Source organism: Motiliproteus sp. MSK22-1, assembly GCF_001968815.1.
Lineage (GTDB): Bacteria > Pseudomonadota > Gammaproteobacteria > Pseudomonadales > Balneatricaceae > Motiliproteus.
The window spans coordinates 105,838-120,674 of record NZ_MIEQ01000044.1; the positions used below are offsets into that span (position 1 = coordinate 105,838).

The 14,837-nt window shown below is 50.3% G+C and carries 17 protein-coding genes; 6 read left to right on the plus strand and 11 right to left on the minus strand.

Annotated features, from left to right (window positions below; all coding sequences use genetic code 11):
- Nucleotides 1-188 precede the first annotated feature (188 nt).
- Both BGP75_RS11085 and BGP75_RS11090 read left to right on the plus strand, forming a co-directional pair.
- A complete protein-coding gene (locus tag BGP75_RS11085) occupies nucleotides 189-758 on the plus strand; it encodes an RNA polymerase sigma factor (RefSeq protein WP_076718687.1) in 570 nt (189 codons plus the stop codon).
- Nucleotides 743-1,471 carry a hypothetical protein gene (locus tag BGP75_RS11090; RefSeq protein ID WP_076718688.1) on the plus strand — a complete coding sequence of 243 codons (729 nt, stop codon included), beginning with the start codon at nucleotides 743-745 and terminating at the stop codon, nucleotides 1,469-1,471. The genes BGP75_RS11085 and BGP75_RS11090 overlap by 16 nt, the downstream gene beginning before the upstream one ends.
- 239 nt (nucleotides 1,472-1,710) lie before the next feature.
- Here BGP75_RS11090 and BGP75_RS11095 read toward each other — a convergent pair whose 3' ends face one another.
- The 9 genes from BGP75_RS11095 to BGP75_RS11135 form a co-directional block, all read right to left on the minus strand.
- A complete protein-coding gene (locus BGP75_RS11095; RefSeq protein ID WP_083704752.1) occupies nucleotides 1,711-2,889 on the minus strand; it encodes an AI-2E family transporter in 1,179 nt (392 codons plus the stop codon).
- A 36-nt stretch (nucleotides 2,890-2,925) separates the two neighbouring features.
- Nucleotides 2,926-3,174, minus strand: coding sequence for a hypothetical protein (locus tag BGP75_RS11100; RefSeq protein WP_076718689.1), 249 nt, complete (start codon nucleotides 3,172-3,174; stop codon nucleotides 2,926-2,928).
- Nucleotides 3,161-3,592: a hypothetical protein gene (locus BGP75_RS11105; protein ID WP_076718690.1), complete on the minus strand. Its 432-nt coding sequence runs from the start codon at nucleotides 3,590-3,592 to the stop codon at nucleotides 3,161-3,163. The genes BGP75_RS11100 and BGP75_RS11105 overlap by 14 nt, the downstream gene beginning before the upstream one ends.
- Nucleotides 3,593-3,595: 3 nt before the next feature.
- Entirely contained in the window at nucleotides 3,596-3,892 is a 297-nt protein-coding gene (locus BGP75_RS11110; RefSeq protein WP_076718691.1) for a YqjD family protein, read from the minus strand.
- Between the two features lie 115 nt (nucleotides 3,893-4,007).
- Nucleotides 4,008-4,853 (minus strand): BON domain-containing protein, encoded by an 846-nt coding sequence (locus tag BGP75_RS11115; RefSeq protein WP_076718692.1) that lies wholly within the window; start codon nucleotides 4,851-4,853, stop codon nucleotides 4,008-4,010.
- 493 nt (nucleotides 4,854-5,346) lie between these two features.
- Nucleotides 5,347-6,780, minus strand: a complete 1,434-nt coding sequence (locus BGP75_RS11120; RefSeq protein ID WP_076718693.1) for a sigma-54 dependent transcriptional regulator — start codon at nucleotides 6,778-6,780, stop codon at nucleotides 5,347-5,349.
- Nucleotides 6,773-8,362, minus strand: coding sequence for a sensor histidine kinase (locus BGP75_RS11125; RefSeq protein ID WP_076718694.1), 1,590 nt, complete (start codon nucleotides 8,360-8,362; stop codon nucleotides 6,773-6,775). Before BGP75_RS11125 ends, BGP75_RS11120 begins: the two co-directional genes overlap by 8 nt.
- 104 nt (nucleotides 8,363-8,466) lie before the next feature.
- Entirely contained in the window at nucleotides 8,467-8,634 is a 168-nt protein-coding gene (locus BGP75_RS11130; RefSeq protein ID WP_076718695.1) for a DUF1328 family protein, read from the minus strand.
- Nucleotides 8,635-8,830: 196 nt separating this feature from the next.
- A complete protein-coding gene (locus BGP75_RS11135) occupies nucleotides 8,831-9,010 on the minus strand; it encodes a hypothetical protein (protein ID WP_076718696.1) in 180 nt (59 codons plus the stop codon).
- 546 nt (nucleotides 9,011-9,556) lie between these two features.
- Here BGP75_RS11135 and BGP75_RS11140 point away from each other — a divergent pair.
- From BGP75_RS11140 to BGP75_RS11155, 4 genes are all read left to right on the plus strand, one after another.
- A complete protein-coding gene (locus BGP75_RS11140) occupies nucleotides 9,557-9,754 on the plus strand; it encodes a CsbD family protein (protein WP_076718697.1) in 198 nt (65 codons plus the stop codon).
- A gap of 94 nt (nucleotides 9,755-9,848) precedes the next feature.
- Nucleotides 9,849-10,013 carry a DUF1328 domain-containing protein gene (locus BGP75_RS11145; protein ID WP_076718698.1) on the plus strand — a complete coding sequence of 55 codons (165 nt, stop codon included), beginning with the start codon at nucleotides 9,849-9,851 and terminating at the stop codon, nucleotides 10,011-10,013.
- Nucleotides 10,014-10,121: 108 nt separating this feature from the next.
- Nucleotides 10,122-10,646: an MgtC/SapB family protein gene (locus BGP75_RS11150; protein WP_076718699.1), complete on the plus strand. Its 525-nt coding sequence runs from the start codon at nucleotides 10,122-10,124 to the stop codon at nucleotides 10,644-10,646.
- 69 nt (nucleotides 10,647-10,715) lie between these two features.
- The gene (locus BGP75_RS11155) at nucleotides 10,716-11,987 is read left to right on the plus strand and encodes a sodium:proton antiporter (protein WP_233152909.1); all 1,272 of its coding nucleotides are present in this window, start codon (nucleotides 10,716-10,718) and stop codon (nucleotides 11,985-11,987) included.
- Nucleotides 11,988-12,083: 96 nt separating this feature from the next.
- On the opposite strand, the gene BGP75_RS11160 is transcribed toward BGP75_RS11155, so the two are convergent.
- Both BGP75_RS11160 and aspS read right to left on the minus strand, forming a co-directional pair.
- The gene (locus BGP75_RS11160) at nucleotides 12,084-12,824 is read right to left on the minus strand and encodes a YebC/PmpR family DNA-binding transcriptional regulator (RefSeq protein ID WP_076718700.1); all 741 of its coding nucleotides are present in this window, start codon (nucleotides 12,822-12,824) and stop codon (nucleotides 12,084-12,086) included.
- Between the two features lie 74 nt (nucleotides 12,825-12,898).
- Complete coding sequence (aspS, locus tag BGP75_RS11165; protein ID WP_076718701.1) at nucleotides 12,899-14,671, minus strand: aspartate--tRNA ligase; 1,773 nt, start codon at nucleotides 14,669-14,671, stop codon at nucleotides 12,899-12,901.
- Nucleotides 14,672-14,837 lie beyond the last annotated feature (166 nt).

Genomic DNA, 14,837 nt, shown 5'->3' on the forward strand with positions numbered 1-14,837 from the left:
TTGAGGTTACAGTTTGAACCTGGGTGCCTGGTCGCAGGTTCCCGGTTCCCTTGGGGGGGGCAGCTTGAATGGTATATAACCCATGTAGGATTACAACTTAAGCGCACCACAGTCACCGGTTTGTTCAAGCCGGTGACTTAATACCTGCGAAGGTCCATATAAAAGGGGAAACCTGTGAGGAAACTCGTTTGAGTTCGGAGCAATGGAAACAACAGATAGAATACTGTCTGGCACAAATCAAACTGCGCCACCAGCCTGCGTTTGAAGAACTCTACCAGCTAACCAGTGGCAAGTTATACGGTCTAATCCTCAAAATAGTACCGGATAAGGAGCTGGCAGCCGACGTATTGCAGGAAGCCTATACCAAAATCTGGATGAACAGCGAACGCTATCGCCATGACCTGGGAGGGGGATGGCCATGGATCTGCCAGCTCACCCGCAACTGCGCTATCGATCGAGTGCGTAGTAGCAGCAGGCAACCTGAGCAGGTTGATATTGCAGTAATTGATGAAGAAACAGCAAGTGATGATTTGCTTAGAGAGCTGACGGACGACAGCAGCAATCTCTGGCTACAACATCATGATCTCAGCCGCTGCCTGCAAAAAATTCGCAAGGAACCCCGTAGCGTAATTATCTCGGCATACATTTATGGATTGTCCCACTCTGAACTGGCAATACAGTTGCAAAAACCACTGGGAACACTCAAGTCCTGGATAAGGCGTGGGTTGAAGGAGTTACACCAATGTCTCGAAGCCTAAGATATCTTAAGCCCGAAATTAGAGATCATTTGGCTGCTCAGTATGTGCTGGGAACCCTGTCCAGCAGAACACGCCAGCGATTTGAAAGTCTGCTCCATAATCACCCAGAACTAGAAACTGACGTTTACCGCTGGCAACAGAGAATGAATCCGATCAATGATCATACCAAAGCAGTTAAGCCGCCAGCACATGTATGGCGTAACCTGCAATCGATGCTCAAACCAGCCCCTGCGGAATCCACTTGGAAGCGATTATGGGGTCAGTTGTCTTTGTGGCAGGGCGGCTTTGCTCTGGCAATGATACTAAGCCTGAGTCTTTGGCTCTTGCCTGCCGACAACAAAGTTCAACCCGTCAGTTATCTGGCCGTGATGCAATCGAACCCACCGACGCCAGAGCCACCCATGGTAATCAGCGCCTATCAGGGAGATGCACCAGGCCGCTCTCGTCTTCATATCCAGTGGAATCGACGTATGGCCAGCAGTGATCTCGAAGGCGTCAGCCTGTGGGCAATCAACCGGGACACGGGCAAGCAAACCTCATTGGGTGATCTCAAGCTGGCGCTGGAAACCCGACTGCTGACTAAGCAGGAATGGCTGGCGATCAAAGACAGCTCCGAGCTGGTCGCTGTTGAAGGGGATCTGCCGGATGGACCTGTACGCTTTCGTGGTCCTTGCCTGCAGTTGAGTGAATGGCAACCATCCAACAGGGGATGATTGGCAAATCCGGGAACCTGGTTCGCTGGCAGTGTCCCTAAGTAACTGTCGGTACTCCTGCTCGCTGGCCTGACGTTTTCCATTGTCAACCAGAACCCCCGTTCCCTCAGCAGCAATGCTATCCTGATGTTCTATTTGTAAACGAGGACTGGTAGTACAGCCCAGGATCAGAGCCAGGCTACAACAGAGTATGCTCATCACATGAAATCTTTGCTGTAGTATCACCCTGGCCACAACGATTACCTTCCGGCGATCAGAGCCAAGGGCTTCATTGCAGCGACCCTGTCACCCATCAGCTTTAGTGAAATCAAGATAGGAACCGCCATCAGCGCTCCCATCATGCCCCATAACCAAAACCAGAAGATTACACTGAGAAATACGATAAGGGGATTGAGGGCCAACCTCCGACCCACTATCAGAGGGGTCAGAATTTGACCTTCAATAATAGTTAAAGCCACAAAGATAGAAACCACCACGGTTGGCATAAACAGACCATCAAAGTTCAATAGCGAAGTCATTGCCAGCAACAATGCCGTCACCAGTCCTCCCAGGTAGGGTATAAAATTAAGCAACCCAGCCACTGCCCCCCAGAGCATCGGGTTGGGCATTTCGAGCAGATACAAAACTACAGCGACAACGGCCCCCAACCCTATATTGATCAATGTGATGGTGGACAGGTATTTGGACAACTCCCCCTCCACCACACGAAAAAGTTCCAGAAACTGCCTGCCAGAACGCCTGTCATCCAGCATCATTCCGATCCGGGCTAAAAGAATGGAGCCCCAGGACAGCAGGAAATATAACAGCAGGCTCGCCATCAACGTTCCGGTCACCACCCCTCTGGTATTCGCGTACAGCATATCCTGCAGACTGATTCCCTTGATTTCGACAGTCTGAGTGGCACCGACCGTAGCGATCTGGTCAACCTTGTCGGCGGTCTTACTAACCTCTTCAACAGTTTTCTTGATCGGATATACCTTACGTTCAAGCTGCCGAAGCACTGTCGGCGCTTGCTCAATCCACTCACCTACCGGATTTACCGCACCCGCAATACCATAGCTGAGGGCGCCAAAAAGCGTTAAGACAATAACACCAGCTCCTAATGGACGCGGCAGGTGTAAACGCTCCAGCCGACGTACCAAGGGCGCCAGCAGCAAACTAAGCAATAGTGCCAATGCCACAGGAATAAGCAATTCTTTTACTAACTCCAGGGTATAGATCACTGCCAGCACCAACAGCCCCCAGAGTAACCATGTCTCCCGCCGCCATTTGTTTTCCGTCTTCTTTTCAGCCTTTTGACCCGTTCCACTGAAACCACCGGAGTCAGGTAGCGTCGGATCTTTCCTGGACACATCAAAGGCTTCGATAGGGAGTGGAGATTGGTCGACAGAGACCTTGGAATGGTGATCAGTAGTCATATAGCCCTCGCTTATTTACCCGGAGTCTTTGCCAGATCACAGCAGTCTCAACAACAGAGGTAAATAGCTTATTAGTCGTGTAACAGATCCAGGTTGTCGGCAATCTTTTGACTGCAGGCGGCGACCGTAGACAAAACCCAAAGCGAACCCTGAAATCAATCCTCGAGGTGAAGCCACCGTCTCCTCGACAGCTGTTTGCATTCGCTGTCTTGCCAGCCTCGCCTTGATACTGGCGTATTGAACCTGTACCGCCTGTTGCTTCAGCTGTGATTTACTCAGTTTCATCAGTAGCCGCCTCATGTCTGACATCCAGCCCCAGAGCCTGTCGGGTATTGTCTATCCCGATGGCAGTAAGACAGTGTCGGATAAACCATACCGCTGTAATCAACAGGGCCATGTTGGCCAGCGCCAAAGTTGCCAGTGCTATTGGCCAACTCCACCCCATCTCGATCAAACCCAGCAATATCGCCGCCTCCAACAACCCCCAGACACTGAACAGCGCCAAAGCGGCAATCACAGCCAGCGCCAACGCCCGTCCGAACATCATTCCAGAATAACGAACTTCAAGAGTGAAAAGTTCCAACAACTGAGCAAGCTGACGCTGGGTCGTTACCATCACGTCGACAGCCGTCTCGATCAGTGTCGGGGATTCAGACTCCAGAGCCTTTTCCTCACCCTGGGTCTGTTGAGGCGATGAAGACATGACCTAACGACGCCTTGCAAACATTCCGATCAGCACCCCCAGGGCAACTGATCCACCGACGGCAGTCCAGGGGTTGTCGCGCACCACCTTGGTCAGGCCACTACTCAGCTCCTGAGTCTTAGTCTGTGCATTGGCACTGAGATCATGCAGACTACGCTCAGACTGCTCCGCATGATCCGCAACCTGGTCAATTCGTTCATGCAGTTGATCTGCCACTCTGCGGGACAGGGACTCCTCGCCTCCGGCGCTCTGCTGATTAGCATCCGTTTTCTTACTGGTGGTTGAAGTTGATTTACTCATACCGTCCTCCAAAAATTTATCGCTATCGAAACCGGGTTAATCCCGGTTGTTCGGCCGTCCCTGGCCAGTCGTTTATTGACAATCAAGATTGATCGAAACAGGGCCTGATCGATGATTACGCGCCCTGCAGCTCTGAACTGACCGACTTCACTCCCTTAACACCTTCGGCAATCGAAATCGCCAGTTTACGTTCGAATTCACTATCAACCCGACCTCGTAAAGTGACAACACCCTTTTGAGTAGACACATCGATATCAACACCATCCACGTTACGATTATAGATCAGCATCGATTTAACCTTGGTTGTTATCCAACTGTCACTGACGGTCTGGGCAGCCTCACGAGACTCCTGCGCCACTTTCTCATCAAGACTGGTTTTTTCACCTACGACCTTAAGCTGATTTTTCACTTCCAGAACTTCACCGGTGTTAAGGGCAATTAATTCTGCCAGCTCCGATTCAGCCTCCGACTCAACATCCCCGGACAGGGTTACGACCTTATTACGCGTATCAACATTGATCGCCAACCCTTCGGTACTGGTGTTCCATAACAACTGGGATTTAATCCTTGCGGTCAGATTGGCATCTTCAACTTTTTGCCCGAAGGTCCGCTTAGCTTCTTTACTATCTTTAGCAGACTCCAGGCGCTTGGCTTGCGGGTTAACAATCAGCTCATTGTTGACCTTATGAATACCATCGATACCCAAGGCGAGCTCTTCTGCCAGATGCCGTTCGATATCGCTTTCCACCTCTCCCCGTAACGTTGCCACACCATTTTTTACTTCGGTATCAATATCGAAGGGATTGAGATGTCTATTCAATGTATAGGTTGTTGCCAGTGATGCCTTGCTCCAGACATCGGATGAACGGTCAGCTCCAGAGTCCGCAAGAACTGGTGCTGCTGTCGCAGCCAAAGCAATGGCACAAGCAGCTACAAGAGGCTTAACTGCAAATTTGTTCATAATCCCGTCTCCTAGGCATATTCAGTTCAATTTTGATCTTCGGGGAATCCATATCCCCCTTATATAAAGCCCGTACCGGATACCGTTAACAGGTTATTAATGCTAAGGCTCCGACAAGGTTCTACCTAAACAAAGCAAACAGAATGCCAAAAACAAATTACCTTTAATTATCAACAAGATAAACAAAAATCCAATATTAAACAGCTGACCACCGGGGGATATCCCCCGCACCTTGGGGATATATCACCCTATCCTGATCAACTACCGGTAGTAAGACTTGGTTTCAATCAGCGGGCTGCTGAACGCAACCATAGAAAATGGCAAATCATGAGATTCACCCGGCCCGAAGTCAGGAAAGGTAGAGGACAGCTAAAAAGGAAGAACTCTGGTCAATCAACAGCCCATGGTGGCCAGGCAAACCAAAGTCAGGAATACTCAGATCAAAGACTAAAAGTCCCTGTTATCGACCCAGTTTATACAAAACCTCTTTGAATCAGACACCATCAGGGATATCAATATCATATTTACTGATTCGGTAGCGCAGGGTATCGCGAGTCGTGTTCAACAATCGAGCCGCAGCGGTGACGTTATGGTTACTGCGCTCCAAAGCGGTGACTATAATAAATCGGTCAATATCTTCCATCCCCATACTGCCATCCAGAGGAACCTGGACCGATTCATTCTGCTGCGCCAACGGCTCTGCCGCCCCCTCCGTTGAAACAGTTGCCGGGGCTGAGTGACTCATTGCCTCATGTGGAGAGAGCTGTAACCAGTGCAGTGGAAAGTCACTTCCATCAGCAAACAGAATGCAACGTTCAATAACATTGCGTAGCTCTCTGACATTGCCAGGCCAACTGTGCTGTTTCAGCTTATCCCAGACCGCCGGACTGATATGACTGACTCTTTTTCCAGACTTGGCATTAAACTCGTCCACCAGTTGGGGAACCAGTTCATCAAGATCCTCCAAACGGTCGCGTAGAGCGGGTAATCGCAGCTCAAAAACACACAACCGGTGATAAAGATCTTCACGGAAATCCCCTTCCTTGATTCGATCAACGAGGTCACGGTTGGTAGCGGCAATGACCTGAACATCGACTTTGATTTCACGCTCACCTCCCACCCGCCGAAAGCGCTGCTCTTCCAACGCTTTTAGCAGCTTAGGCTGCAGCTCAACAGGAATTTCACCAATCTCGTCTAAAAACAGCGTACCGCCATCTGCCTGCTCGAACAGTCCACGGCGCTTCCCTTTAGCTCCGGTGAATGCCCCCGCTTCATGGCCAAACAACTCTGACTCCAACAGATCCTTGGGGAGAGCTGAACAATTAACCTCCACCAAGGGCTCCTTACGGCGGGGTCCACTGTGATGCAGGATACGCGCAGCAACCCCTTTGCCCGTTCCCGTTTCCCCGGTGACGATTAATGAAGTGATTGGAGCTTCGGCTAACCGGCTGAGCATATCTCTAACCTGTCTGGCAGCAGCGCTGGAACCCACGTATCTTGCAAGAGGATAACGACGATTCCCTTCTGTGAGCTGATCACTCAACCGTCGTTGTGCGGTAGAGCTGCGAGCCGCACCACTTACCACCAGGTCCAAACGATCAAAATCAACTGGTTTCTCCAGGAAATCGTAGGCCCCCAGGCGTAATGCCCGCACCGAATCCGAAACGCTGCCATAGCCCGTGAGGAATATCCACTCTCCGCCGATATCCCGGTTTCGAGACTCCTCAAGCACATCCATCGAATTGCCATCTGGCAGGTTCATATCAGCCAGCACCACCAACGGAGCCACCCCCTCCTGGTAAAGCGCCTTGCGGGCTGCCGCCAGATCTCGGGCCTGTTCCACTCGCCACCCCTGACGCTTATAGTGACGTTGAAGCTCAGCACTAAGCAGTGCCTCATCTTCAATAATCAATAGAGATTTAGCCATTTCCACCGTCCAGATTCTGGTTACAAGGTAAACTGAGGATCACACAGGCTCCCCCTTCAGGACTGTTACTCAGTGATAACTCTCCTCCGAGATCAGCAGCAAAGCGCCGCACCATCACCAAGCCCAACCCGGTTCCTCCCGCGCGCGAGGACTGGAATGGCTGCACACCGGATTCCAATATGGCATCAGGAAAACCAGGTCCGGTATCTGTTATCCGGATCTCCAGCTTGTCACCAATTTGACGCGCCCCTATCCGTATCTCACCGACAGCTTCACCGATCACCTGCCCTGCGTTCAGTACCAGATTAAGCAGAACCTGCCTAAAACGAGAGCCGGGCAACAGACAACTGAGCCCTTCATCCACTTCAAAATACAGGCGCGTATCCTGATGTAATTGATAGGATGCTAACGACACCAGAGTCTCGATTTCTTCACCAACATCAACCATCACCGCTTTCTCAGGTCGCTGTTTAGCCTGATCAAGCAACTGATTCAGTTGCCGGGTGATACGCTTGGTTTCGTCGGCGATCATATCAACCCGCTCTATGATTTCTTCCTCTACCAGATCATAACGAAGATTGTCCAGCGCCATCTGGATGCTGGTTAACGGGTTTCGCAACTCATGGGCAACACCAGCAGCCATCTCACCAACCGCACCCAGTCGCTCGGCCTGAGCCAAACGGCGCTGTTGCTGCAATAGCATGTAAGTGGCGTCACGCACCTCCTGGGTTAATAGTTGATGACGCTGTTGCTGGACTTTCTCAAGGGTCATCAACCTCTTGGTCATGTAGTTGTATTTTTTGATGATTGGCAGGACGACGGAGTCAGCATCTTCTTCCGACAGCTCGCTGAAATCACGGCGTGCCAGCTGTGACATCTGCTCGGTAAGTTTGTTTAACGGGTCAAGAACTCGGAAGCGAACCATTGCCCATAACAACGCGGAGAAAAGCAATATGCCGAAAGCAATTCCCAAAGCCATGCGAAATTCGCGCTCGGCCTGTACCTGTAGCACAGAAACCATTTCTTTATGGGCGCCTAACTCCTGATTCAAGGCATCGCGCAAGGCATACAAAGCCAGATTGAGTCGAAACCTGCCGGCACCGTCAAATTCACGCAGGTGAGTCAAAGCCGTCGACAGCACATCAGGTGTACCCGTTATCCGATTCGTCTCGACTTTACTTAAGGTCTGGAGCTGCTCGAGAAGGGCACTAAGCTCCTCCGGATTAAGATATTCCGATTCAGACTCCAACAAACTGACCACCTTCTTGCGTACACCCACTTCGGTCAATTCGATTGTCATCAGGTAGTCCAGATGCTGCTGCAGTGGCTCAATACGCTTAACGTAATGCCACGCACTGTAAATCAGCAACCCGAGACTGAAGAGCAGAACAAGCAATATTGCTGCTGAGAAGACCCGCACAGACCGGGTCAGAAGAAACTGAAGTCCACGCATCGGCATCAGATCTTTTATCCCTATTCTATCTGTTACTTTTCCCCCTTCCTCCACAGGATCAGCAGCACTGACTGACAAGGGGCTGTTCAATGAACCAAAGTCTGGCAAAACAGACGCAGGTCGGGTCATCGACACTGCAATTGATCAAGCCTCAGGCTCATTCAACTATCAGTTTTAACAGCGATTATTTCAGAGTTCAAAGATCAATACCACAACAATAAGCGCAGATAACCCTAGGACTCAGGGGGTCGCCGTCTAGGCAACAGTAACAGAACAAGTAACAGGATTAAAAAGATATAGAACAGCAACTCAGCTTCACCGACCCAGGCTCCCGCCAAGCCGGTGAAACCCAAAGCTCCCATACTCATAGCCGCAAAAAAACAGATCAATACCCAGAACATAGTCACACACTTCAAAGTACAGTTTTCGACAAATACGATTTTAACTTTGGCAGTAAAGCCTGTAGTCAACCGACCTTATGGCAAATGCCGAAGCCGGAGGTCAGGGAACCAATGAATAACTCCACTGTGTTCCCTGTGGTCTCCAGAGCCCTGCCTTCAGAGCTTTCAGAAGCCAAATTGACTGTTCGCAGGTTCCTTAGTTAGTCGCATCCTTGATTTCGTCTCCAACTTCCTCCATCTTATCCCCTGCACTTTCCAGCGTATTATCGACCTCCTCACCAGCTTTTTCGAAAGGCCCGTCAGCCTGATCACAGCCAGCCACTGAGGCCAACATCAGGATACCGAAGACTGTACTCAACAATTTGGAAATCGACATAATTCACTCCTCCACAATAAAAGATCCATCCGTTGTTTCCGGACACAACCGGTTCAACAATTGCAACGAACGGGTTCCGACATCATTGAACAAAGCACAAACCAGGCCAAAAAACACAACCAATTGTTTTAAAACAATTTTATGTATCTTCAGTTATTACGATTTGGATAGTCGGGGGCTCTGCCCCACCCGAGCCGGGGGATATAACCCCATTGTTATCAGCGTATCACCGAATCAATACCTACCCATATATTAAAGCTTCGCTATCCCCAGCTGTATCTATCAAAACCTCCGGAATCTCTGGCATCGACCGCTTGCAGGCGAACTCTTAGACGTGGCTTAAACAACGGTCATACAGGTCACGGTAAATATTCTGACTCATTACTTCGGGCGAATTGACCCGTTTCCTGAAACTTTACTCCTTACGAAAAACCGCCTAAAAAACAAATAATTCATTAAACAACAATAAGTTACGAAAAAAATTTAACTTCAGGCACAAATCATGCTTGGTTACTGGCAAAAGCAAACGAACCAAAGGAGAACGTTATGAACTGGGATCAGATCAAAGGTAACTGGAAGCAACTAAAGGGTAAAGCAACAGCAAAATGGGGCCATATTACAGATCAGGAATGGGAGGTTATCGACGGCAACAGAGAAATACTGGTCGGCAAACTCCAGGAGCGCTATGGCAAAAACAAAGAGGAAGCCGAACGTGAAGTAGAGGATTTTATCCGAGGATTATAGGGTTCGATCCGCTAAACCATTACCGAAATCAACCATTACCACGGCAACCGCTGATGACATCAATCCCAGCAAAGGTCGCCGAAGGAGAATTGACATGTTAGGTTGGGCAGCAACATTTCTCATTATTGCAATCGTAGCGGCAGTCTTTGGATTTTCAGGCATTGCAGGCACAGCGGCCAATATCGCCTGGGTTCTTTTTGTGGTCGGCCTGATTATCTCTATAGTGCTGTTTATCGCCGGTCGTCGCCCCCCGCTTTAGCTCTGCATTCAACAACCCTGGGGCGGTATCGCTTCCAATCAAACTTAACCCCTGTCAGGCCCTCACCCTCCGGTGAAGGCCTGAAGAATCAATCAAAGGGAATCAGTCATGGCAATGAGCTTCCTGGATCTGGATTGGCCACTGATCAGCACCCATCTGATTCAGCTGATGATCGCCTACCTGCTGGCACTGCCAATCGCCTGGGACCGGGAAAGGGAAACCCGAAGCTCAGGACTCCGAACGTTCCCACTGGTGGCTGTCGGTAGCTGTGGCTACATACTAACAAGTCTGTCGATCTTCTCGGGAGGAGATTCCGAGAGCCATGCCCGTATACTCTACGGATTAATGACCGGCATCGGCTTCATCGGAGGTGGTGCCATTCTGAAGGAAAAAGGACAGGTAAGCGGTACCGCAACCGCAGCCAGTATCTGGATTACCGGCGCCGTGGGAGCCGCAACAGCCTGGAACAGGTATGAAATTGCCATCTTGCTTAGTCTGATGAACTTTTTCAGCCTGCGCATCGGTCGACAGATCAAAGTCATTTCAGAAGATCCCCCCATCGAAACCAAAAGAATTGTCACCGAAACTCACCCTCTGAGTGAAAAACTCAGCGATCAAACTCCCAGGCAATAGCTGTGATCACCAGCAATCACTTTATCCAGCCTCTTCCGAAACAGACAGCATTGCAAGGAGATTATAGCGATGGAAATAACTAACGGCGGCTGGTTTCTGCTGGTCGGTGCTTTGTTACTGGGTATCGGACTGACAGCACCATCAGTCAAGCGCCTGCCAGTGACCTCAGCCATCATCTACCTGGCGGTGGGTATTGTCGTTGGCCCCACCGTACTGGGGCTGTTCCACTTCAATCCCCTTAAACAATCGGCATTGTTGGAAATACTGACGGAAGTTGCGGTACTTATATCGCTGTTTGCTGCCGGGGTCAAAATGCCGGTTCCGGTGACCTTTGCCCGTTGGCGAACACCTGTGCTGCTCGCTTTTCTGTCAATGACAGTAACCGTAGGACTGGTAGCACTGTTTGCTTACTATCTTCTCGGACTCCCGCTGGGGGCTGCTATCCTGCTGGGAGCCGTAATCGCTCCTACCGACCCCGTGCTTGCAACCGATGTTCAGATCCGCCACCCGGGCGACCATGATCGCCTGCGGTTTACCTTGACTTGCGAAGCAGGCATGAATGACGGCACCGCCTTCCCTTTTGTCACGCTTGGCCTGGGATTACTGGGCCTGCACGAACTGGGCGAGTACGGTCTGCGTTGGGCGCTGGTGGATGTTTTCTGGGCCACCGCCGCAGGTATTGCCATCGGAGTGTCTTCTGGTAGCGGTCTTGCTTATCTGGCTGCCCGACTGCGTAAACGCTACAACCACTCTGCACTGCTGGACGATTTCCTTGGACTGGGGCTGATTGGGGCGGTCTACGGGATAAGCCTGCTACTCAGCGCCTGGGGATTCCTGGCGGTATTCTTCGCCGCTGTAGCATTGCGTCAAACAGAACAACAACTGGCTGGCGCAACCCCGGACCCAAAACAGGAACTGCAATCGGAAACCCTCGGAGACGGCTCAAGCCACGTCAGTGAAGCCTCACTGATATTTAAGGAACATCTGGAGCGATTGTCAGAACTGGTTTTGATCCTACTGATCGGTGGCACCTTGTTTCTCGACTCCTGGAGCTGGCGCGCTCTGGGCTTCGCACTGTTTTTATTCACTGTTGCCCGCCCGATCAGCGTAGCAGTTGGTCTACTGGGCACCCGCACCCCTTTAAGGATACGCGCCATGGCAGGCTGGTTTGGAGTGCGAGGCATCGGCTCGCTATATTATTTGATGTACGCTATTCAGCATGGCTTACCAGAGGACCTGACTCTGGAACTGATCCACCTGACTTTAGTGGTCGTTACGCTGTCAATTCTGGTTCATGGCATCAGCGTTAAGCCGGCCATGAATCGGTTTTGGGGAAAATAATGCTGAAGAATACGTTACTGGCAAAAAACAATAGTTAAGATATGACCATAAAAAACCGTGCAACAAGGCGCGGTTTTTTACGGAACAGATGGAAGATCAATCCTCCATCGCCTCCTCAGGAATTTCACCGTTATGATAAACGTTCTGCACATCATCAAGATCTTCCAGTACGTCGATCAGTCTGAGCAGCTTTTTGCCACCCTCGACATCCAACTCATTAGAGGTTGAAGGAATCATGGAAACTTCAGAGAAAACAGGTGTCAGGCCTGCTTCTTCCAATGACGACTTGACTGCCAGAAAATCCCCCTGAGTCGTAAAGACATCGATAGAGCCATCATCATTGCTGACCACATCATCGGCCCCCGACTCCAGAGCGACCTCCATAATGGCATCTTCATCAACCCCTTCTTCAAAGCTGATCTGCCCTTTTTTGTCAAATAAATAAGCCACTGAACCCGAGGTTCCCAGATTCCCTCCGGCTTTAGTGAACGCCGAACGAACCTGAGATACGGTACGGTTAACATTGTCGGTCATTGTTTCAACTAAAATGGCCGTTCCACCCGGAGCATAACCTTCATAGGTCAGCTCATCATAGTTTTCTCCCTCACCACCACCGGCACCGCGGGCAATCGCCTTCTCAACGGTATCCTTTTTCATGTTGGCGCCAAGAGCTTTATCCACGGCTAATCGCAGACGAGGGTTATCAGCAACCTCACCGCCACCTTCTTTAGCGGCAACTACCAACTCACGAATAATCTTAGTAAAGATTTTACCGCGCTTAGCGTCCTGTGCCGCTTTGCGGTGTTTGATATTGGCCCATTTACTATGACCTGCCATTGGATACTCCCTCTACTTGCGGGTGGAGACCAGACCCCTTTAAAGGGGCCCTTTTTGCGAATATAAATGCAGCCTTATTCTGTCGCCTGGGGCTTGCGAACTTTGATATTCAGCTCCCGCAGCTGTGCATTACTCACATCTCCTGGAGCAGCCGTCATAACACAGGCAGCACTCTGAGTTTTAGGGAACGCAATCACTTCGCGAATGGAAGTCGCACCAGTCATCAACATGACCAATCGATCCAAACCGAAAGCCAGTCCGCCATGAGGCGGAGCACCGAACTTCAGCGCATCCAACAAGAAACCAAACTTCTCACGCTGCTCTTCTTCACTGATATTCAACACTTCAAATACCGTTTGCTGCATAGACTGGTCATGAATACGGATTGATCCACCTCCCAGTTCACAGCCATTAAGAACCATGTCGTAAGCGCGGGACAACGCTGTCTCCGGGCCAGACTTCAACTCGTCAGCAGTGCAGGACGGAGAGGTGAAGGGGTGATGCAAGGCAGTCAGGTTACCTTCACCGGTTTCTTCAAACATTGGGAAATCGACAACCCACAGTGGTGCCCATTCACGTTCAATCAAGTCAAGATCTTCACCAACCTTACAGCGAAGTGCACCCAGAGCCTCAGAAACGATCTTGCCTTTATCGGCACCGAAAAAGACTATATCGCCATTCTTCGCTTCAACTCTTTCCATCAACTGCAAGGAAACATCGTCACCCAGGAACTTAACAATCGGTGATTGCAGACCTTCGACACCTTTTTCCAGCTCGTTAACCTTGATCCAAGCCAGTCCACGGGCACCATAGATACCGACAAACTTAGTGTACTCATCAATCTGCTTACGGGTCAGCACCGCACCGCCGGGAACCTTTAATGCCGTAACCCGACCTTTAGGATCCTTAGCGGGAGCAGCAAATACTTTGAAATCCACTGCCTGCATCAGATCTTTAACTTCAACCAGTTCCAGTGGAATACGTAGGTCAGGTTTATCGCTACCAAACCGCTCCATCGCTTCAGCGTAGGGCATACGAGGAAATTCGCCCAACTCTACATTTAACTGGCTACTGAACAGCCCGCGAATCATCCCTTCAGTAAGCCCCATGATCTGCTCTTCATCCAGGAAACTGGTTTCGATATCGATCTGGGTAAATTCAGGTTGACGGTCGGCACGCAAATCCTCATCACGGAAGCACTTGGCGATCTGGTAATAACGATCCATTCCGGACACCATCAGCAGTTGCTTGAACAACTGAGGGGATTGTGGGAGAGCAAAGAAACTGCCTTCATGGGTACGACTGGGAACCAGATAATCCCGAGCCCCTTCTGGCGTGGCGCGAGTCAGGATAGGAGTTTCAATATCCAGAAAGCCATTATCATCCAGATAATTGCGAATATAGTTGGTAATCTTGGAACGGAACCGAAGTTTGTTCAGCATCTCTGGTCGACGCAAATCAACGTAACGGTATTTCAGCCGCACATCCTCACCTACAGACTGGTGCTCGTCCAACTGAAAGGGAGGTGTGTCGGCTTTGTTAAGAATGACCAGCTCTTTGCCCAGTACCTCAATTTTACCTGTGGTCATTTCAGGATTTTCAGTTCCTTGCGGACGCGAGCGTACCAGACCTGTAATCTGGATGACGTATTCATTACGAACACTATCGGCCAGTGCAAAGCACTCTTCTGTATCCGGATCAACGACGACCTGGGCAATACCGTCCCGATCCCGAAGATCCAGGAAGATAACTCCTCCGTGATCCCGGCGGCGATGAACCCAACCACATAGTGTTACAGTTTCACCGATCTGCTCTTCATTCAAAACGCCGCAATAATGGCTGCGCATAATCTATTCCTGTTTCTTAAAATCTTAAGCTGAAATCCCCGACAGGGGAGCGTGCATAAACTTTCACGATCAAACTGAGTAACGACTTGTTTTACTGGCGAGTCTATTATCCTACTAACCATTCTTATCAAGCATTCCAGGCGGGCAACCAGCGCTCACCCGGTCA